This window comes from Streptomyces sp. LX-29, from assembly GCF_029541745.1.
Classification (GTDB): Bacteria; Actinomycetota; Actinomycetes; order Streptomycetales; family Streptomycetaceae; genus Streptomyces.
This window is the reverse complement of record NZ_CP089746.1, coordinates 2,929,665-2,948,425: the sequence shown is the minus strand read 5'-3', so window position 1 is coordinate 2,948,425 and position 18,761 is coordinate 2,929,665. Positions and strand designations below refer to the sequence as shown.

At 71.0% G+C, this 18,761-nt stretch carries 16 protein-coding genes and 2 pseudogenes; 7 read left to right on the top strand and 11 right to left on the bottom strand.

The window, feature by feature from the left end:
- Window positions 1–143: 143 nt before the first annotated feature.
- Window positions 144–347 (top strand): hypothetical protein, encoded by a 204-nt coding sequence (locus LRS74_RS12550; RefSeq protein WP_277741088.1) that lies wholly within the window; start codon window positions 144–146, stop codon window positions 345–347.
- A 109-nt stretch (window positions 348–456) separates the two neighbouring features.
- On the opposite strand, the gene LRS74_RS12545 is transcribed toward LRS74_RS12550, so the two are convergent.
- From LRS74_RS12545 to LRS74_RS12510, 8 genes and pseudogenes are all read right to left on the bottom strand, one after another.
- The gene (locus LRS74_RS12545) at window positions 457–2,265 is read right to left on the bottom strand and encodes an IucA/IucC family siderophore biosynthesis protein (RefSeq protein WP_277744728.1); all 1,809 of its coding nucleotides are present in this window, start codon (window positions 2,263–2,265) and stop codon (window positions 457–459) included.
- A gap of 60 nt (window positions 2,266–2,325) precedes the next feature.
- Window positions 2,326–2,808: pseudogene (locus tag LRS74_RS12540) on the bottom strand (GNAT family N-acetyltransferase); the annotation flags it as partial.
- Entirely contained in the window at window positions 2,808–4,088 is a 1,281-nt protein-coding gene (locus tag LRS74_RS12535; RefSeq protein WP_277741087.1) for a lysine N(6)-hydroxylase/L-ornithine N(5)-oxygenase family protein, read from the bottom strand. The gene LRS74_RS12535 and the pseudogene LRS74_RS12540, both read right to left, overlap by 1 nt.
- A gap of 12 nt (window positions 4,089–4,100) precedes the next feature.
- Window positions 4,101–5,669 carry an aspartate aminotransferase family protein gene (locus LRS74_RS12530; RefSeq protein WP_277741086.1) on the bottom strand — a complete coding sequence of 523 codons (1,569 nt, stop codon included), beginning with the start codon at window positions 5,667–5,669 and terminating at the stop codon, window positions 4,101–4,103.
- Window positions 5,670–5,979: 310 nt separating this feature from the next.
- Window positions 5,980–6,873, bottom strand: coding sequence for a siderophore-interacting protein (locus LRS74_RS12525; protein ID WP_277741085.1), 894 nt, complete (start codon window positions 6,871–6,873; stop codon window positions 5,980–5,982).
- A gap of 92 nt (window positions 6,874–6,965) precedes the next feature.
- Window positions 6,966–8,003 (bottom strand): ABC transporter substrate-binding protein, encoded by a 1,038-nt coding sequence (locus LRS74_RS12520; protein ID WP_277741084.1) that lies wholly within the window; start codon window positions 8,001–8,003, stop codon window positions 6,966–6,968.
- A 138-nt stretch (window positions 8,004–8,141) separates the two neighbouring features.
- Window positions 8,142–8,510 (bottom strand): DUF4190 domain-containing protein, encoded by a 369-nt coding sequence (locus tag LRS74_RS12515; protein WP_277741083.1) that lies wholly within the window; start codon window positions 8,508–8,510, stop codon window positions 8,142–8,144.
- A 3-nt stretch (window positions 8,511–8,513) separates the two neighbouring features.
- Window positions 8,514–8,690, bottom strand: coding sequence for a hypothetical protein (locus LRS74_RS12510; RefSeq protein ID WP_277741082.1), 177 nt, complete (start codon window positions 8,688–8,690; stop codon window positions 8,514–8,516).
- Window positions 8,691–8,929: 239 nt separating this feature from the next.
- Here LRS74_RS12510 and LRS74_RS12505 point away from each other — a divergent pair.
- Window positions 8,930–9,469 (top strand): annotated as a pseudogene (locus LRS74_RS12505) (TetR family transcriptional regulator); the annotation flags it as partial.
- Between the two features lie 602 nt (window positions 9,470–10,071).
- Here the strand turns inward: LRS74_RS12505 and LRS74_RS12500 are convergent.
- Window positions 10,072–11,523, bottom strand: coding sequence for a M6 family metalloprotease domain-containing protein (locus LRS74_RS12500; protein ID WP_277741081.1), 1,452 nt, complete (start codon window positions 11,521–11,523; stop codon window positions 10,072–10,074).
- Between the two features lie 388 nt (window positions 11,524–11,911).
- On the opposite strand from LRS74_RS12500, the gene LRS74_RS12495 reads away from it, so the two are divergent.
- Complete coding sequence (locus LRS74_RS12495; protein WP_277741080.1) at window positions 11,912–12,598, top strand: TetR/AcrR family transcriptional regulator; 687 nt, start codon at window positions 11,912–11,914, stop codon at window positions 12,596–12,598.
- Window positions 12,599–12,738: 140 nt separating this feature from the next.
- Window positions 12,739–14,271 (top strand): MFS transporter, encoded by a 1,533-nt coding sequence (locus LRS74_RS12490; RefSeq protein WP_277741079.1) that lies wholly within the window; start codon window positions 12,739–12,741, stop codon window positions 14,269–14,271.
- A gap of 157 nt (window positions 14,272–14,428) precedes the next feature.
- Here LRS74_RS12490 and LRS74_RS12485 read toward each other — a convergent pair whose 3' ends face one another.
- Window positions 14,429–14,929 (bottom strand): MarR family transcriptional regulator, encoded by a 501-nt coding sequence (locus tag LRS74_RS12485; protein ID WP_277741078.1) that lies wholly within the window; start codon window positions 14,927–14,929, stop codon window positions 14,429–14,431.
- Window positions 14,930–15,031: 102 nt separating this feature from the next.
- Between LRS74_RS12485 and LRS74_RS12480 the strand changes: the two genes are divergently transcribed.
- Window positions 15,032–15,853 carry a class III extradiol ring-cleavage dioxygenase gene (locus LRS74_RS12480; protein WP_277741077.1) on the top strand — a complete coding sequence of 274 codons (822 nt, stop codon included), beginning with the start codon at window positions 15,032–15,034 and terminating at the stop codon, window positions 15,851–15,853.
- A gap of 198 nt (window positions 15,854–16,051) precedes the next feature.
- On the opposite strand, the gene LRS74_RS12475 is transcribed toward LRS74_RS12480, so the two are convergent.
- Window positions 16,052–16,528: a hypothetical protein gene (locus tag LRS74_RS12475; protein WP_277741076.1), complete on the bottom strand. Its 477-nt coding sequence runs from the start codon at window positions 16,526–16,528 to the stop codon at window positions 16,052–16,054.
- Between the two features lie 461 nt (window positions 16,529–16,989).
- Here LRS74_RS12475 and LRS74_RS12470 point away from each other — a divergent pair, with 461 nt between their 5' ends.
- The gene (locus tag LRS74_RS12470) at window positions 16,990–17,994 is read left to right on the top strand and encodes a sigma-70 family RNA polymerase sigma factor (protein WP_277741075.1); all 1,005 of its coding nucleotides are present in this window, start codon (window positions 16,990–16,992) and stop codon (window positions 17,992–17,994) included.
- Window positions 17,995–18,321: 327 nt separating this feature from the next.
- Window positions 18,322–18,720 carry a RidA family protein gene (locus LRS74_RS12465; protein ID WP_277741074.1) on the top strand — a complete coding sequence of 133 codons (399 nt, stop codon included), beginning with the start codon at window positions 18,322–18,324 and terminating at the stop codon, window positions 18,718–18,720.
- Window positions 18,721–18,761: the final 41 nt, after the last annotated feature.

The window sequence follows — 18,761 nt, the reverse complement described above, 5'->3', positions numbered from 1 at the left end:
TGGGGACGGAGCGTAGAAAGGACTAGACCAAGCGCCAATAGGTCTAGACCGAAGAACGCATTCCGTCGTCCCCCTTCGCCCGATGGGGTGAGCCATGGCCATGGGATGCGGTCTGAGCCTCGGTGGTGCGGGACGATCCCGCGATGAGCCTCCGCCGCGCCGCGCCGCCGCCCAGCGGCTCCCAGCCCGCGCCGCCCTCCTGCGGGACGTGCCGCAACCCCATGTGGTGGGACACCACCTACCCCTATCCGCCCTGCTGGTACTGCTCGGTGTGCGCCTACCCCGAGAACCACGTCCGCGGGCCGGGCAAGCGCGAGAAGCGTGACCAGCGCGAGGAGGCGCGCTGAGGGCGCGCGGGAAAGACCGCCGGGCGGCTCCCCTCGTTCCCGCACGGCGGCATGACAGGCGGGAGCGAGTGGGAGCCGCCCGGCGGCGGCTGGGCGCGCGGCCTCGGGGTCAGGCCCCGGGGGCGAAACGCGCGATCGGGTTGCGCAGGGTGCCCACGAACTGCAGGGCGCCCGCCGGGTCGGCGAGGTCCACCATCTGCTTGTTGTTGCGCAGCTGGAGCCGGTTGAGGCAGGACAGCGTGAACTCCTCGGCGAACATGTCGTACTGCCGGAACTTGTCCGTCAGGTGCGGCGCCGACTCCTGGTAGGCGATGACGCACTCGGCGACCGCCCGCCAGAACGTCTCCTCGTCCACCACCCCGTCCTCGGCCAGCGTGGCGCCCAGGAAGCGGAAGAAGCAGTCGAAGACGTCCGTGAAGATCGACAGCAGCTTGACGTCCTCGGGGACCTCCGCGCGGATGCGCTGGACCGCCGGCGGCAGCGCCGCGTCCGGGTCCATCACCACGATCTCCTCGGCGATGTCCTTGAAGATCGCCCGCTGGACGACGCCGTCCTCCAGGACCAGGATGACGTTCTCGCCGTGCGGCATGTACGCCAGGTCGTAGGCGTAGAAGCTGTGCAGCAGAGGGGTGAAATAGGCGCGCAGGTAGCGGCGCAGCCACTCCTCCGGCGCCAGCCCCGAGCGCCGGATCAGGGCGGCCGCCAGGGACCGGCCCTCGGTGTCGGCGTGCAGCAGCGAGGCCATGGTGGCCACCTTCTGGCCCGGCTTCAGGCCGGACACCGGGCTCTCCCGCCACAGCGCGGCCAGCATCTTGCGGTACGGCGAGTAGCGGTCGGTCGCCGCCTCGTACGCCCGGTGGCGGTAGCCGATGGCGGCCCGCTCCCGGATGATCGTCAGGCCGGTGGCGCGCAGCACCACGTCGTTGGCGATCAGCTGGGCCAGCCAGTCGTTGATGGCCGGGGTCGCCTCCATGTAGGCGGCGGACAGGCCCCGCATGAAGCCCATGTTCAGCACCGACAGCGCCGTCTTCACATAGTGCTTCTCGGGGGCGCTGACGTTGAAGAAGGTCCGGATGGACTGCTGGGCCAGGTAGGCGTCGTCGCCCTCGCCCAGACAGACCAGGCGGCGCTGGGCGATCTCGGCGGCGAAGGTGACCGACATCTTGTTCCACCACTGCCAGGGGTGGACCGGGATCAGCTGGTAGTCGGCCAGGTCCAGGCCCAGCTCGCGCATGGTCTCCGCGAACCGCTCCAGGGTCGCCTCGCCCAGCTCCTCGCGCATCAGCGTGTCGTAGTCGATGTCCGCGCAGGAGGTGAACGTGGAGTGGTCGCGGTGCGCGGCGAGCCACACCAGGTGGATGGGGCTGGCCGCCTCCGGCGCGTACGCGTGGTACTCGTGCACGCCGAAGCCCAGCCGCCCGTTGTTGGCGACGAAGCAGGGGTGCCCCTCGGTCATCCCGGTCTCGATCGCCTGGAAGTCCGCCTCGGCCAGCTCGGCGGCGCTCAGCCGCGCCTCGCCCAGCTTGTAGGCGGTGCCGGAGAGGGTGGAGCTGATCTCCTCCAGATAGACCGGCAGGATCTCGTCGCTCAGGCCCAGCGTCTCCCGCAGCTCGATGAAGAAGTCGAGCGCGTCCAGCGGGAGCTCCACGCCGTCCCGATGGCGGGTGATGGAGTCGGCGTCGACCTGCCAGTGGTCCAGGGTCAGCACCGAGGCCGCGAAGCGGTACTCCACGCTCCGGTCGTCGCCGCGCACCGACCAGCCGCCGTCGGGGAGCCGCTCCGGCGTCAGCAGCCGCTCGTGCGCGAACTCGGCCAGCGCCTTGCGGATGAGCAGTCGGCCGGCCCGCTCCCAGCGCTCGGGGGTGAGGTGGGCGACGGCGCCGGTGAGGCTGGAGCCGCCGCGGTCCTGGCTGGCCAGGAACCGCTCGCGGGTGCAGACGCTCAGCAGCGCCTCCTTCTCCGGCTTCTGGATCGGTCCGACGACCTCGAAGCCGACGACCGCGTTGAGGGCATGGACGGCCTTGTTCCGGCTGTCCGGCTCCACGACCACGCGCCGGTTGCGCGGGTCGGAGAAGAGCAGCTCCATGACGGTGGTGATGACCGCGCGGGTGAAGCCGTGCAACGGGATGTCGGTGGGCGCGCACAGGAAGTGCATGCCGACGTCGCCCGGCCGCGCGTCGTACAGCCCGACCAGCTCCAGCCGCGACGGGTCGTACCGCTCGACGAGGAACGCCGGGCGGCCCTCGTACAGTCCGATGAAGGCGTCGTGGTGCGCGTGCTCGTGGATCTTGCGGTACTCGGCGCCGACCTCGGCCACCGACAGGTCCTGCATCATCCAGAACGCGGACTTGGGGTGGGTCACCCAGCTGTGCAGCAGCTCCGCGTCCGCGTCCGGGTCCAGGGGGCGGATGGCGAACTCGCCGAGCCGGTCGTCGTGCCGGCGGAAGAGGATCTCCGACATCAGAGGGACACCTCCGGGGCGCCGAACTCCTGGAAGGCGATGGCCTTCTCGATCGGGTAGACCTCGCGGCCCAGCAGCTCCCGCACGATCCAGGAGTTGCGGTAGGGGCCCATGCCCAGGTCGGGGGAGGTGACGCTGTGCGTGTGGGTGCCGGCGTTCTGCAGGAAGACGCCGTTCCCGGTGGTGTCGACGCTGTAGTTGCGGGCGACGTCGAAGCGGCCGTGGGCGTCCCAGCGCAGCCGGTCGTGGATCGGCTCCAGGAAGGCCGGCGGCTGGTAGCGGTAGCCGGTCGCCAGCACCAGACCCTCGGTGGTGAGGGTGAAGTCCCGTCCCTGCTCCTCATGGCGCAGGTCCAGGCGGTACGTCCCGCTCTCGGAGTCGTACGAGGCCGACTGGAGCGCGGAGTTGGTCAGCAGCCGGGTGGGGACCGGGCCGGTGAGGTTCTTCTGGTAGAGCAGATCGAAGATGGCGTTGATCAGCTCCGAGTCGATGCCCTTGAACAGGCCCTTCTGCTCGGTCTCCAGCCGGTAGCGGGTGTCCTCGGGCAGCGCGTGGAAGTAGTCGATGTACTCCGGGGAGGTCATCTCCAGGGTCAGCTTGGTGTACTCCAGCGGGAAGAACCGCGGGGAGCGGGTGACCCAGTTGAGCCGGTAGCCGTGGACGTCGATCTCCGACAGCAGGTCGTAGTAGATCTCCGCGGCGCTCTGCCCGCTGCCGACCAGGGTGATGGACTCCTTGGCCTGCAGCGCCGCCTTGTGCTCCATGTAGCGCGAGTTGTGCAGGAAGTCCCCGCCCAGGTCACGGCAGGACTCGGGGAGGTACGGCGGGGTGCCGGTGCCCAGCACCAGGCGGCGGCCGCGGAAGACGCCGTCGACGGTGCGCACGACGTACACCTCCTCGGCCTCGTCGTACTCGACGGTCTCCACCGTCTCGTTGAAGCGGACGCTGGTGAGCTTCGCCGCCGCCCAGCGGCAGTAGTCGTTGTACTCCGTCCGCAGCGGATAGAAGTTCTCGCGGATGTAGAAGGAGTACAGCCGGCCGGACTCCTTCAGGTAGTTCAGGAAGGAGTACGGGGAGGTCGGGTCGGCCAGCGTGACCAGGTCCGACATGAACGGGGTCTGGAGGTGGGCGCCGTCGAGGAACATCCCCGAGTGCCACTCGAAGTCCGGCTTGCTCTCCAGGAACACGCCGTTCAGCTCGTCGAGCGGCTCGGTGAGGCAGGCCAGACCCAGGTTGTACGGGCCGAGGCCGATGCCGACGAAGTCGTAGGTGGTGGACATGGGATCTTCCGTTCAGCTGGCGCGGCGGGCGGGGGCGGCGGCGTGTTCGTTCAGGTAGCGGCCGGCGTGCTCCGCCAGCAGGTCCAGGACGTGCGCGATGTCGTCGAGCGAGGTCTCCGGGTTGAGCAGGGTGAATTTCAGGTAGTGCGCCCCGTCGACCGTGGTGCCCGCCACGACGGCCTCGCCGGAGGCGGCCAGCGCGTCCCGCGCGTACAGGTTGGCCTCGTCGGTCAGCTCCCGCAGCGCCCCCTCCGGGGGCAGGTAGCGGAAGACCAGGGTGGAGAGCTGGGACTTGGTGACGACCTCGTAGCGGGGGTCCTCGTCCAGCAGCGTCCAGGCGTCGGCCGCGCGGTCGCAGACCTCGTCGAAGAGGGCGCCGAGGCCGTCCACGCCCATGATGCGCAGGGTCATCCACAGCTTCAGCGCGTCGAAGCGGCGGGTGGTCTGGATCGACTTGTCGACCTGGTTGGGGATGCGCTGCTCGACCATGCGCGCCGGGTTGAGGTAGTCGGCGTGGTAGGTGGCGTGGCGCAGCGTGGCCCGGTCGCGGACCAGCACCGCGCTGGAGCTGACCGGCTGGAAGAAGGACTTGTGGTAGTCCACGGTGACCGAGTCGGCGCGCTCGACGCCGTCGAGCAGGTGGCGTCGGGTGCGGGAGGTGAGTAGCCCGCAGCCGTAGGCGGCGTCCACGTGGAACCAGGTGCCGGCCCAGGCGGCCAGGTCGGCGATCTGCGGCAGGGGGTCGAGGGTGCCGAAGTCGGTGGTGCCCGCGGTGGCCACCACGGCCATCACGACCAGGCCCTCGCGGTGGCAGCGCTCCAGCTCGCGGGCGAGCGCGGCGGGCCGCATCCGGCGGTCGCGGTCGGTCTCCACGGAGATGACCGCGTCCTGGCCGAGCCCGAGCAGCTTCGCGGACTTCTTCACGCTGAAGTGGCTGACCTCGGAGGAGAGGATGCGCAGCCGGGGGAGGATGTCGTGCTGGGTCAGCGGCTCCGCGGCGTTCTTCAGGGCCTGGGTGACGGCCTCCTCGCGGGCGAGCAGCAGGGCCTGGAAGTTGGACTGGGTGCCGCCGCTGGTGAAGATGCCGTCGGCGTCCTGACCCAGGCCGAGGCGCTCGGTGGTCCAGTCGATCAGGCGGCGCTCGATCAGGGTGCCGCCGGCGCTCTGGTCCCAGGTGTCCAGCGAGGAGTTGATGGCGGACAGCACCGCCTCGCCGACCAGCGCCGGGATCACCACCGGGCAGTTGAGGTGGGCGAGGTAGCGGGGGTGGTGGAAGTAGATCGCGTCGCGGAGGTAGACCTCCTCCAGCTCCTCCAGCGCGGCGCCGGCGTCGCCGAGCGGCTGGTCCAGGTCGATCCCGGATATCCGCGGGGCCAGTTCGTCGGGGGTCACGCCGGAGAACGGGCGGTCGGTGCGGGTGACGGTGTCGGCCACCAGCGCGATGCCGTCGGCCACGGAGCGCCGGTAGCTGTCCGCCGTACGGTCATTGAACAGGTACGACCTGGCATCCGCCGCCCCGGCTACGGGTGCGGTGGCGGTTCCTGTCGACGGGTCCTCGGAGGTGCTCGCGAGGAGGCTCAACGGAATGTCCTTTCTGAAGCGGGCATGGGGGTGCCCTGGCCGGGGCCCCGTCCGGAGGGTGTCGAGGGTCGTGCGGACGGGCCGGCGACGCGGTGAGGGGTGTGAGAGGAGGCAGGAGGCAGGGCGGCGCGGTCGCTCCGTGCGGGGTGAGGAGGAGGCGTGCGCGGTGAGTTTCGAGGGGGGAGGCGTCAGGAGGGCGTAGGGAGGTCCTCGTACGGGCGGGGGCGTACGGGGGCGGCTTACGGGGAGGGGAGGCGTGCGGGGAGACGGAGGCTCCCGGTCGGCGGCCGACCGGAGCTCGAAGAAACGTTTAGTCCTCGCTGGGGGCCGGGTTGGTCACGGCTTCCTCGATGAGCTGTTCCTCGGTGGCGCCACGGCGCCAGTAGCCGGTGAACATGACGGCCTTGCGGTCGAAACCGCGCTCGCGGACCAGGTGGCGACGGAGCGTCCGCACGGTGCCGGCCTCGCCGGCGATCCAGGCGTACGCGGTGCCCTCGGGAAGGCTCGCGGCGCGCACCGCGTCCGGGATCAGGTCGGTCCGCGGGCGGCCGTCGCCGCCGTCCCGCACCAGCCAGATGATCTCGGCGTCCGCCTCGGTGTCGAGGCGCTGGATGTCCTCGGCGTGCGGCACCTCGATCCAGACCCGGGCCGGGGTGCCGGCGGGCAGCCAGCGGAGGATGCCCGAGACGGCGGGCAGCGCGGTCTCGTCGCCCGCGACCAGCACCCAGTCGGTGCCGGCCGGCGGGCGGAAGTCCACCCCGGCGTTGTCCGGGGCGATCGGGCCCAGGAGCACGGCCCGGTCGCCCGGTTCGGCGCGAGCGGCCCAGCGGGCGGCCGGGCCGCTCGCTGCGGCGGAGTCGGCGCCGTGCAGCGCGAAGTCCACGTCGAGCTCGACGGATCCGTCGTCGGCCCGGCGCTGGTCGCGCACGGTGTACGAGCGCATGACCCCACGCGTCTCCGGGTCCATGGCACGCCACACGGAGAACCACTCCACGCCCGCCTCGACCGGGACGACGGGGGCGTCCTGGCCGGGTTGCGGAAGGAAGAGCTTGAATCTCTGGTCGCGACCGCCCGTGGCGAACTCGGTGAGCTCCGGGCCGCCGAAGGTGATCCGGACCATGGAGGGGCCGAGGGATCGGGTTCCGGTGACGCGCGCGTCGAAGAAGCGGAACGGAACGGCGGTGGTGGTGGCTGCGGTGGTCATGTGAGAGGGGTGTTCCTTTCACGCGCCGTGAGTGCCGTGGGTGCCATGGGTGCCATGGGCCCGGGGTGTCCGGTGGTGGGTCGGGGTCGGCGTCAGCTGACCTTCTTGGCGTCCTGGATGGCCTTGGTGAGCGCCTCGATGAGCGGGGCGGCACCGGCGTAGGAGAAGCGCGGCTCGCTGCTCCAGCCGGTGATCTGGCCGGCCTTGACGGCGGGCAGCTTGGACCAGGTCGGCTTGGACTTCAGGTCCTTGGGCTGGAGGGTCGCGGTGCGGTCGTCGAGGAAGAGCAGGTCCGCGTCGTACTTGTCGGCGTTCTCCCAGCTCAGGCTCTCGAAGTAGCCGCCCTGGTCCAGCTTCTTCGGCTCGACGAACTCGACGCCCAGCTCGCTGAAGTAGATGAGGTCGGCGTTGACCTTCGGGTTGGAGACGTAGAACAGGTCGGCGCTGGCGGAGCAGGCCATGACCTTGATCTTGGAGCCCTTGGCGGTCTTGCGGAGGGTCTCGGCGGCCTTCTCGAAGCGGGCCTTCGCCTCGACGACCTTCTTGGCCTTCAGGTCGGCGCCCAGCGACTCGGCGAGCTCGGCGTAGCGCTTGATGGGGTCCAGCATGGACACCCGGCCGCTGGTGATGGCGACGCTGTCGGCCAGGCCGAGGATCTTGTCCTTGCTGTCGTCCGGGACGTAGAAGAGCGCGCCCGGGTCGTACATGTTGGTGATGAGCAGCTCGGGGCGGAGCGCCGCGTACTTCTCGACGTTGAACTGGCCCCACTCGTTGCCGAGCACGGTCACCTGGTCGACCGGGAGGTCGCCGGCCTGCTTGTCGGGCTCGCCGTTCTTGAGCGTGGTCGGGCCGAAGGTGCCGACGATCTGCTTGTCCACGCCGAAGTCGTAGAGCGCGGCGGCCGAGCCGATGTACGCGACGATGCGCTGCGGGGTGCTCTTCTTGGAGATCTTGGTCTTACGGTCGTCGGTGAAGGTCCACGGACCGCTCTTCTTCGCCGCACCACCCGACTTGTCGGATCCCTTGGAGTCCTTGCTCCCACAGGCGGTGACCAGGGCACCGAGGCCGACGGCGCCGCCCGCGGCGAGCAGTCCGCGGCGGGAGAGGGGGAGGGCTCTGGCGTTGGGCATGGGGAGGAGTCTTTCTCTGGGAGCGGACGGAGCGTGGCACGGGGACGGCCCGCCGGACCGAAGTCGAGGTTAGGTTAGCCTAACTTCAGTGGATGTCCAGCCTGGGGTTCCGTGCCACGCCTCGTTCCTGGCTCCGAATCAGCCTCCGAAGTGCCAGAACACCGCGTCGTTCACGGTCACGAGCACCGCCAGAACGACCAGGTCGGCGACGCCCAGGGTCAGCCCGAGCAGTGCCCGGCCGCGGCGCCCGGTGCCCCGGGCGAGCGCCAGGCCGGCCAGGACGATCGCGCATGGGCCGAAGACCAGATTGAACAACAGCAGCCCGATCAGGCCCAGGACGAACGAGGCCACCGCCATCCCGTCGGCGTCCGCGCGGGGGTCGGAACCGCGGGTCGGCGCCGAGCGGCTGGGCGCGGAGCCCGTCGGGTGCGGGGGGTGTGCCGTGTGCGAGGAAGGTGCCGTGTGCGAGGAACGTCCGGTGTGCGTGGTCAGCGTGGCGTGGTCCATCGGTCAGCGTCCCTTCTGTGCGTCGGGCGTGTGCTGGGCCGTCAGGCGTTCGCGCAGGAAGAAGGCCAGCAGCCAGGCGGCGATGGCGGCCGAGGCGGCCAGGAAGACCGGGAGCGGGGTGTGTGCCGCCGCGCCCAGCACGATGCCCATGAGGGCGAGCACTGCGACCAGGAAGAGCATGTGCGGCCTTTCTCGTAAGGATGGCCTGCGGTGTCGTGCGCGGCGGCTGCCGCGCACCGTCTGCTTCTGTGTGCTGTGTCTCCGGCGCGCCGCGTTCGGCACGCCGGGTGCGTGCGCGCCGCGTTCCGCGCCGTGTGTCGCGCGTGTTTCGGTTCAGTGAACAGTTGAGATGACAACTGTTCACTGACATCTCCATCCTACGCTGGCCAAAGTCGGCGAACGGCTGTTTACTGAATGACATGAGTCACACGCTCGGCATCCGGCAGGCCCAGAAACTGAAGACCCGACAGGCGCTGTTGGACGCCGCCCTGCGGCTGCTGGCCGACCAGAGCCTGAGCAGCCTGGGGCTGCGCGAGGTCACGCGCGTGGTGGGCATCGCCCCGGCCGCCTTCTACCGGCACTTCCGGGACATGGCGGACCTCGGCGTGGCCTTGGTGGAGGAGTCGCTGGGCAGCCTGCACGGCATGATCCGGGCGATCCTCGCCGAGCAGGACGGGGACGAGGAGCGGATCGAGGGCTCGGTGCGGGCCGTCGCCGAGCATGTCCGCCGCTACCCCGCCCATGTCCGCTTCATCGCCCGCGAACGCCACGGCGGGGTGCGGCCGGTGCGTGAGGCGATCGCCACCCAACTCGACCGGTTCGCGAAGGAGGTCGCGGAGGCGCTGGCTTCGCAGCTCGCCGCGGAGGGGTGGAGCGCGGAGGACGTGCGGATGCTCGCCGAGCTCTACGTCGACCACATGGTGATGACGGCGACGGCCTTCCTGGAGGCGCAGCCGGAGGGTGCGGACGAGGGTGCGGGTGAGGGTGCGGGTGAGGGTGTCGGGGAAGCGGGGTCGGAACCGCTGCCCGCGGTCGAGGGAGTGGCCGACGAGGCGACTGCGCCTATAGAGAAGAGGACAGCTGACGGAGCGTCTGTATCTATAGGAGAGAAGGCAACTGACGAGACGTCGGATTCCGGAGGGCGCCAGGCCGGGGCGGCGGGCGCGGCACCTTCGGCGGGTGCCGTGCCCGGCGCCGGGGCGGGCATGGAGTCCGAGGCCGTGCGACGCATCGCGCGTACCGCTCAGCGGCAGCTCCTCCTGATCAGCCTGGGCCGGCACCACTGGCCCACCGGGTGACCCCGGACGCCCCGGGAGCGCTGTCCGGGGTGCCGCGACGGTCGCCGGGCGGCGCCGGATCGCCGGACGACGCCGGCTGGCGCGGGACGGGGCTGGCGCGGGACGGAGCCGGCGCGGGACGGGTCGGCGCGTGGCGGGAGCCGGCGCATGAGCGTGACAGAGGCCGGCACATGAGCGTGGCGGAAGACCGGCACATGACCGTGGCGGGGGTCGGCACATGGGCGTGACGGGGCCGGCGCTTGACGGAGCCGGCGGGCGACGGGTCAGCGGTTGAGCGGGGGCCGGCGGGTGACCTCCACGCGGTAGGCGCCATGCCCGTCGCGCGTGGTGACGCCGATGCGTATGCCGTGCGCGGCGTCGCGCAGGCTCTCGCCGGGCGTGAACGTCGCGTCGCTCAGACCGGGGTGCACATTGGGTTCCCTGGTGCACCCGCGGCTCTTGGGGGAGGCGTCGATCACCGTGATCGGGCCGTCTCCGGAGCCCAAGCCGACGTCCACCCAGGAGACCAGGACGCCGGGCTTGCACACGCCGTCGTCGTTGCCCTCGTTGGTGCGGGCCTCGACGGTGTAGCCGCCCGAGGTCGAGACGGGCACGAAGAGCAGCTTGGCGCCACCGCCGCGGCGGCCGAGCGGGCTGAGGGTGTGCGTCGAGGTGCCGGCGCGCGCGGCGCAGACCACCTGGGCCGGGGTCAGCCAACCGAGCTTCCACTTGTGCCAGGCCATCAGGTCGTTGCCGACGCCCCAGTCCTCGGACATCACGTCCCAGTGTCCGACCCTGTCGCCGCCCCGGCCGGTGTAGAGGTCGGGCAGCCCGAAGCTGTGGCCGTTCTCGTGGGGCAGGACGCGGAATCCGGTCCTGGTCAGTGAGCCGCTGCCGTCGTCCTGGCGGCTGTAGACGAACGAGACGTTCGCCAGCGGAACGCCGTCCGCGCGGGGCGCGTCGGTGTTCCCGGAGAAGGTGACGGACAGCACGGTCCGCGCGGCGGGCGGCCCGGCGTTGGGGGTGAGCAGCACGTTGATCAGGTCGTACCGGCGGAAGTCGACCTTGTGGTCGGCGGCCGCGGCGATGTCGCGGACCAGGGCGCGATAGCCCGGCTCGAAGCCGGAGCCGCGCCGGAGGCCGTACGAGCGGAACGTCCGGGGCATCCGCAGCCAGTGATCCAGCGGGGCCGTCGCGCGGTAGTCGAGTCGCCCGTAGGAGCCGCGGGCGAACCACCGTGCGGTCTGCGGGAAGAACTCGGCGAAGCGCTCCCGCGCGCTGCCCTCGCCCGGCACGTCGGGAAAGTCGATCATGAGGGTGAGGGCCCGGACGGTGCCGGTGCTCCGGCTGTAGCCGGGGGCGGTGGGCATCCCCTCCGACATCGCCACGTCATGGGGGCGGGGTGGGGTGCAGGCCGCCCGGCCCGCCGCGGCGGAGCCGCGCAGTGCCGGGGCGTGGATCGGCCGCGGGGCGGCGGGGATGTGCGGGGCGGTCGCCGGCGCGGCGACGGCCAGCAGCAGGGCGGCGGCGGTCGCGAGCGCGCGGCCCCGGCGCGACGTACGGCCGCGGGGCGGCGTGTGGCCGAGGGGCGGCGCGCCGGCCTGGTGCGGCGTACGCGGGGCCCGGTGCGGGCGGTGGCGGCCAGTCGGGTGGTCGCCGCTCGCGCGTATGCGGGGACCCGCGCGTCTGCGCCGTATTCGGAAGCCCGGTGGTATCCGGGGGCGTTTGGGCGTCATCTCCCCACCACGCTGCGCCGCCGGGCGATCCCGCGCCCGCGCGGGGCCGCCGAACGGGTGGCGGTGGCGTGGCGGGTTGCGACGGTACGCGCGGTGTGGTGGGTCCGGGGCGCGGCCGGGCCGGTGGTCGCGCCGTGGAGGCGAGTCGGTGGCGGGGTCGGGGGCGACCCGGCGCCCGCCCTCGAGCGCGCCACCGACGGCGGCGAACAGGTGTGCCGCAGGTCACATCGTGTTCATGAAATATCCGGGGACCCACTCCCCGTTTAACCCACTGTCCGAGCGAAACGGGGACTCGCTCCCCGCTACGCCGGACCGGGGGTCCGGGAGAAAGACCGGAAGCACCGGAGCAACAGACCGAGCGACGGGGATCAGAAAAGGGGGGTGTCGCATGGCTGCCAAGACCGACAGGTGCGTCGCCGCTGCCGCCGTCGCCGCCGCCGCGGCGAAGCTGCCGCGCCCGCGACTGCGTGCCGACGCGCTGCGCAACCGGGAGCGGATCGTCGCGGCGGCCCGCGAAGTGCTGGTCGAGCACGGGGTGGAGGTCTCGCTCGATGAAATCGCTCGACGGGCGGGCGTCGGCAATGCCACGATCTATCGGCACTTCGCGGACCGTCGCGAGCTGATCCACCATGTGACCCTCTCGGTCATGGACCGCATAGCGGACCAGGCCGAGGCGGCCCGAACCGAGGAGCACGATGCCTTCCAGGCGCTGCGACGCTTTGTGCACGCGGCGGCGGACGAACGCATCGGCGCTCTCTGCTCGTTGCTCTCCGACGGGGTCGACAAGGACCACCCCGAGCAGACGGCTTCCCGCGATCGGCTTGAGGCCGGGGTCGAGGCGCTCATGGGCGCCGCCCGCGCCGCCGGCCAACTGCGCACCGACATCGGCGTCGGTGACCTGATGGTCGCGCTGACCCAGCTCACGCGCCCGCTGCCCGGCAGTGGCGACTGCGTGAACTTCGATCAATTCGTGCACCGGCATCTCCAGCTGTTCCTCGACGGCCTGATGTCGCCGGCGCGCTCCGAACTATCCGGTTCCGCCGCCACTTTGGAGGACCTGCGACGCAGGCAGTGACGCCCGCCCTTGTCAGACCCCCCTCGTAGCATCGAATACCTGACCGCACTTCACGTGGTGTGCCCCGCCGGCTTCTTGCGCCCACCGCGTGTCACATACGCCCCGTTTGTTAGCCCTCGCACCGCTAGGTAGGCCCACGCATGCCGTCCGTAGACGCGTCGCTCGCGACGCCCACCCCCGACCCCCGGCGCTGGAAGGCGCTCATATTCATCGCCCTGGCCCAGCTGATGGTCGTGCTCGACGCGACCATCGTGAACATCGCCCTGCCCTCGGCCCAGGAGGACCTCGGCATCTCCGAGGGCAACAAGCAGTGGGTCATCACCGCCTATGCCCTCGCCTTCGGCGGCCTGCTGCTGTTCGGCGGCCGGATCGCGGACCTGTGGGGCCGTAAGGCCACCTTCATCACCGGCCTCATCGGCTTCGCGGCCGCCTCCGCGCTCGGTGGCGCCGCGGTCAACACCGGGATGCTGCTCGGCGCCCGCGCGCTGCAGGGTGTGTTCGGCGCGCTGCTGGCCCCGGCCGCGCTCTCGCTGCTCGCCGTGATGTTCACCGAAGCCAAGGAGCGCGCCAAGGCGTTCGGCATCTTCGGTGCCATCGCCGGTGGTGGTGGCGCCGTCGGTCTGATCCTCGGCGGCGTGCTGACCGAGTACATGGACTGGCGCTGGACCTTCTTCGTCAACATCCCGTTCGCGGCGGTGGCCGCGGCCGGTGCGGTCGCCGTCATCCATGAGCCGGCCGAGGCCCGCAACTCCTCCAAGCTCGACATCCCCGGCGTCATCCTGGCCACCACCGGTCTGGTCACGCTGGTCTACGGCTTCACCCGCGCCGAGTCCGACGGCTGGAAGGCCGGCTGGACCATCGGTCTGTTCATCGCCGCCGCTGTGCTGCTGCTCGCCTTCGTGGTCGTGGAGAGCAAGGTGAAGGCGCCGCTGCTGCCGCTGCGCGTGGTCACCGAGCGCAACCGTGCGGGTGTCTACATCTCGCTGGGCCTCGCCATCATCGGCATGTTCGGCCTGTTCCTCTTCCTCACCTACTACCTGCAGATCGTCAAGGACTACAGCCCGGTCACCACCGGTCTGGCCTTCCTTCCGATGATCGCGGGCATGATCACCGGCTCGACGCAGATCGGCACCCGGCTGATGACCCGGGTCGCGCCGCGGCTGCTGATGGGCCCGGGCTTCCTGGTCGCCGCCATCGGCATGCTGATGCTGACTCAGATCGACCTGGACACCTCCTACCCGGCGCTGATCCTGCCCGCCTTCCTGCTGCTGGGTCTGGGCATGGGCACCGCCTTCATGCCGGCGATGAGCCTGTCCACGCACGGGGTCCAGCCGCAGGACGCGGGTGTCGCCTCCGCGATGGTCAACACCTCGCAGCAGGTCGGCGGCGCCATCGGCACCGCGCTGCTCAACACGATCGCCGCCAGCGCCACCACGGCCTACGTCGGCTCGCACAAGGCCACCGCCACGTCGCCGCAGCTGCTGGAGCTCAAGGCGATGGTGCACGGCTTCTCCGTGGCCATCTGGTGGGCCTTCGTCATCCTGCTGGTGGCCGCGGCGGTCGCGATCACCTTCATCAACGCCGGGCGGCCCACCATGGGCGGTCACGCGGGCGGCTCGGCGGACGGCGAGGGCGCCGTCGAGGACGTTCCGGTTCCGGTCATGGCCCACTGATCGGGTGGCACGGCCTACCGGGCGAGGCGTCATGACTCGCTGATCACAGCGCTTGAGTGTGGCTTCACGGCCCCGCTTCCGCAGTCCGCGGAGGCGGGGCCGTGGCGTTGCGGCGGGGACGTCGGGCGTGGGGCGGGTCGGGGCCCCGAGGTCGGCGTCACCGTCGCCAGGGCAGGTCCCCGCACTCGGGCTGGAGGCCCTCGGCGATGATCCCGCAGATCTCGCCGAGCTGCGCCACCTGCTCCGGGGTGAGCCGGTCGAACATCGCCGAGCGGACGGCGGCGACATGCCCGGGAGCCGACCGCCGCAGCACCTCGTACCCCTCCTCCGTCAGCACCGCGTTCTGACCGCGCTTGTCGGAGGGGCAGTCCTCGCGCCGCACCCAGCCGTGCTTCTCCAGCCGCGCGATGGCGTGGGAGAGCCGCGACCGGGTGATTTTCGATTGCTGGGCCAACACCGTCATCCGCAGCCGCCGCCGGGGGGCCTCCGAGAGCTGCACGAGCAGGCCGTAGTAGATGTGCGGCATGCTCGCGTCACGTTGCAGCTGACGGTCGAGGTGGTCTTCCAGAAGCGTGGTCGCGTGCAGGTACGCCTGCCAGGTGCGCTGCTCGTCGGCGCTGAGCCAGCGTGGCTCCGCTGCGGGTGGTTCGGTCGTCATGGCATCCACGATCTCATTCCGCATATCGTTCTTGAAATTTAAACAACTGGGGATTACGGTGGACCTTATAGCTTGAGAGTTCAAGTAAATGGAGGTGAAGCCATGTCGTCCGTCGCCGTGTCCGAGCCGACGGTGGAGCCGCCGACCGGCCGGATGCCCGCCCTCTACCTCAGCCACGGGGCGCCGCCACTCGCGGACGACCCCGTATGGCCCGGCGAACTCGCCGCCTGGGCCGCCGGACTGCCCCGCCCCACCGCGATCCTGATGATCTCCGCGCACTGGGAGGAGGCGCCGCTGGCGCTCGGCGCCACCACGACGGTGCCGCTCGTCTACGACTTCTGGGGCTTCCCCGAGCACTACTACCGGGTGCGCTATGCCGCGCCCGGCGCGCCGGGGCTCGCCGAGCGCGTGCGCAAGACGCTGCGCGCCGCCGGGGCCCCGGTGCAGGACATTCCCGACCGGGGCCTGGACCACGGCGCGTACGTGCCGCTGGTCGAGATGTTCCCGGCCGCGGACATTCCCGTGCTCCAGCTCTCCCTGCCCACCCTCGACCCCCAGCGGCTGCTGGCCATCGGCCGCAAGCTGGCCCCGCTCCGGGACGAGGGTGTGCTGATCGTCGGGAGCGGCTTCTTCACACACAACCTGGCCGCGCTGCGGCAGTCGGCCGGGGGAGCGGTGCCGGGCTGGTCGGCCGAGTTCGACGACTGGGGCCGCCGTGCCCTGGGCGAGCAGGACGTCGACGCCCTCCTCGACTTCGAACGCCGCGCTCCGGCGGGCCGGCTGGCGCACCCGCGGACCGAGCACTTCGCGCCGCTGTTCGTCGCCATGGGCGCCGCGGACGCGGCCGGCGACCTGTCCAGTCAGCGGTCGGTGATCGACGGCTTCTGGATGGGGCTGGCCAAACGGTCGGTCCAGTTCGGCTGAGCCGGGGCGGTCGGTCCACGAGGCGACGCCCGGTCGCCGGGTGACGGCGGCCGGGCACCGGTGACGGCGGCCGGGTCTCGCCGCCGTCGTATGGCCGTCAGGGGGCGGCTTGGCCGCGGCGGCGGAGGCCCTCACGCCCCGGTGTGGCGGCCGTGCTCGTGTGGCTCCGGGGTGTGGTCGGCGGTCGCGCCGCGGGCGTCAGCCGTGCCGGGGGGTGGCGCTCCGCGCCTGGCCGGGCAGGGGCGTGTCCCGTCGCGTGTGGAAGAGGTAGAAGGCGCTGATGCCCATGATCGCTCCGAGCCCGAGCCCCATCATCGTGGACTTGTAGACGGTGGCCCCGCTGATCGCGAACAGGTAGCCGACGGCGCAGCCGAGGACCGAGCCGTACCAGATGGCGGCCGTCTCGTCCTGGACCCCGCCCTGGTACCGGCCGATCGCGTAGCAGATGGCGCCCATCACGGCGGTGGCGATCAGGCCGTGGATCACGGGGGCGAGGATCGCGGTCCCGGGGCCGGTGGTGTTCGCTCCCTCGTGCTCCAGGTACCCCACCCACGCGCCGAAGAAGAGGGCGATCGTCAGGGGCGCCATCCAGGAGATCCTGGCCCGGACGTGGGGCATATGGGCGTGGGGACGGTGGTGCTGCGGTCGCGACGGGGTCGCGGTGGGTGCGGTCATGGCTGGCTCCTCGCTCTCCCGGCTCACCCGGGTTCTCCGGCTCCCCTCGCGGAATTCCCCTCCCAGACATCCAGGGCACACCCGGCACTCACCCGCGGCAAGTCGGCTGGGCGCGGCGGCGTCGCGCCGTGCGGCGCCGAGCAACCAGAAGCCGGTGCGCGCCGTCTTCACGGTCGGGAGAGCACGGTGGGGGCGGCGCGAAATCGATCTCCGGAAGGGGCCGCGGCGGCACCTTGACACCCGTCCTGACCTGCGCTTCCGCGTACCCCGCTGGCGCGCTGCCGCCCGGTGTGGCCGGACAGGGTACTGCATGATCGCAAAAACGTGGGCACCGAGGGGAATTCTGTCCGGATTCCACTCGTTGATTCCAGTGGACGGGGCACAGGAGGAGGTTCGTCAAGGGCCGCGAAGGTGCTTCGTCCAGTGTCCCGCGACCGACTCACCGCAAGGGAGCAACCCGCATGGCAACCCGTGCCGTCGCCCGTCGTCAGGCCACCAACAGCGGCGCTGACGGGGCGGCCAGCAGTGTTCGCGCCGCAGGCGGGGAGATCGCCGACCGCGACCTGGTCGGTATGTATCTCGATGAGATCGCCCGCACCCCGCTGCTCGACGCGGCGAAGGAGGTCGAGCTGTCCCAGACCATCGAGGCGGGTGTCTACGCCCAGCAGATCCTGGACGGCGAGATAACCGATGGCAACGCTGCCGGCGCGAGCCGCGAGGAGCTGGAGGCGATAGCCGCCGAAGGCGACCGCGCCAAGGACGTCTTCATCCGTTCCAACCTGCGACTGGTGGTGGCGGTCGCCCGCCGCTATCCGCGCAGCGGTCTCCCCCTGCTGGATCTGATCCAGGAGGGAAACGCCGGTCTGGTCCGCGCGGTTGAGAAGTTCGACTACGCGAAGGGCTTCAAGTTCTCGACGTACGCCACCTGGTGGATCCGTCAGGCGATCACCCGCTCCATCGCAGACCAGTCGCGCACCATCCGGCTCCCCGTCCACCTGGTCGAGGAGCTCGGCCGGATCCGCCGTGTGCAGCGGGAGTTCAACCGCGAGCACGGCCGTGAGCCGGAGCACGCGGAGATCGCCGCCGAGCTCGGCTCCAGCACCGAGCGGGTCTCGGACGTGCTCGACTGGGCCCGTGACCCGGTCAGTCTGAACATGTCGGTGGACGACGAGGGTGAGACGCAGTTCGGCGACCTGCTGGAGGACACCTCGGCGGTCTCGCCCGAGCAGTCGGTGATGACGCTGCTGCGCAGCGAGGAGTTGGAGGGCCTCATCGGCCGGCTCGACGACCGCACCGCCTCGATCATCAAGGCGCGGTACGGCATCAACGACGGCCGCGAGCGCACCCTCACCGAGGTCGGCAAGGAGCACGGCCTCACCCGGGAGCGGATCCGTCAGATCGAGAAGCACGCGCTGCTGGAGCTGAAGAAGATGGCCCACGCCACGGGGTTCGACGCGGCCGCCTGAGCCGCGGCCGCCCTGTGCCGCAGGTCCCGTCAGGCGCGCCGCCCGACCCGAACGCGCGGTCCGAGAGCGGCGTAACCGTAGTGATCCGGGTCGGTGCGGATCCGCGCGACCCACCCCCAGAGCGAGAGCCCCGGCGCAACTCCCCCCCCAGCGCCGGGGCTCTCTCGTCTTCTGTCCCGTCTCCCTCATCTTCCGATCTCGTCCTCGCTCTCCAGAGGATCTGGATATCTACTATCCAGATTCATTCTGGACGTCTAGTATCTAGATATCGACCGCGGCGGCACGTCGAGTGGGGCGGGCAGTCGCATGATCTGGAGGAGCAGAACGATGTCGCTCACCATCACCAACCCCGCCGACCTGCACGACCCGGTCGGCTTCGGCTACAGCCATGTGGTCGCCGCCCGCCCGAGCGAGATCGTGCACATCGCCGGCCAGTACGGCTCCGACGCGCAGGGCGGCGTCGTCGCCGAGGACTTCGCCACCCAGGTGGAGACCGCCTTCACACACCTGGGCACCGCGCTGGAGGCGGTCGGGCTGGACTTCAGTCATGTGGTGCGTCTTGGCACCTACATCGTCGACCACGACACCGACAAGCTCGAGGCCCTCGTGGGTCCCATCCGCAAGATCTGGGGCGACCGCCCGCCGGCGCAGACGCTGATCGGCGTCGCCTCGCTCGCCCTCCCCGGGATGCTCTTCGAGGTCGACGCGGTGGCCGTGCGTCCCTGACGGGCGGGCGCATGGGCGGGGGCCCTTGGGGTGAGCGGCGG

Excerpts from the sequence above, each read along its gene's own strand:
- LRS74_RS12550 (WP_277741088.1), top strand. The coding sequence starts at position 144 with ATGAGCCTCCGCCGCGCCGCGCCGCCGCCCAGCGGCTCCCAGCCCGCG.
- LRS74_RS12535 (WP_277741087.1), bottom strand. The coding sequence starts at position 4,088 with ATGTCCACCACCTACGACTTCGTCGGCATCGGCCTCGGCCCGTACAAC.
- LRS74_RS12525 (WP_277741085.1), bottom strand. The coding sequence starts at position 6,873 with ATGACCACCGCAGCCACCACCACCGCCGTTCCGTTCCGCTTCTTCGAC.
- LRS74_RS12520 (WP_277741084.1), bottom strand. The coding sequence starts at position 8,003 with ATGCCCAACGCCAGAGCCCTCCCCCTCTCCCGCCGCGGACTGCTCGCC.
- LRS74_RS12515 (WP_277741083.1), bottom strand. The coding sequence starts at position 8,510 with ATGGACCACGCCACGCTGACCACGCACACCGGACGTTCCTCGCACACG.
- LRS74_RS12510 (WP_277741082.1), bottom strand. The coding sequence starts at position 8,690 with ATGCTCTTCCTGGTCGCAGTGCTCGCCCTCATGGGCATCGTGCTGGGC.
- LRS74_RS12500 (WP_277741081.1), bottom strand. The coding sequence starts at position 11,523 with ATGACGCCCAAACGCCCCCGGATACCACCGGGCTTCCGAATACGGCGC.
- LRS74_RS12495 (WP_277741080.1), top strand. The coding sequence starts at position 11,912 with ATGGCTGCCAAGACCGACAGGTGCGTCGCCGCTGCCGCCGTCGCCGCC.
- LRS74_RS12490 (WP_277741079.1), top strand. The coding sequence starts at position 12,739 with ATGCCGTCCGTAGACGCGTCGCTCGCGACGCCCACCCCCGACCCCCGG.
- LRS74_RS12485 (WP_277741078.1), bottom strand. The coding sequence starts at position 14,929 with ATGACGACCGAACCACCCGCAGCGGAGCCACGCTGGCTCAGCGCCGAC.
- LRS74_RS12480 (WP_277741077.1), top strand. The coding sequence starts at position 15,032 with ATGTCGTCCGTCGCCGTGTCCGAGCCGACGGTGGAGCCGCCGACCGGC.
- LRS74_RS12475 (WP_277741076.1), bottom strand. The coding sequence starts at position 16,528 with ATGACCGCACCCACCGCGACCCCGTCGCGACCGCAGCACCACCGTCCC.
- LRS74_RS12470 (WP_277741075.1), top strand. The coding sequence starts at position 16,990 with ATGGCAACCCGTGCCGTCGCCCGTCGTCAGGCCACCAACAGCGGCGCT.
- LRS74_RS12465 (WP_277741074.1), top strand. The coding sequence starts at position 18,322 with ATGTCGCTCACCATCACCAACCCCGCCGACCTGCACGACCCGGTCGGC.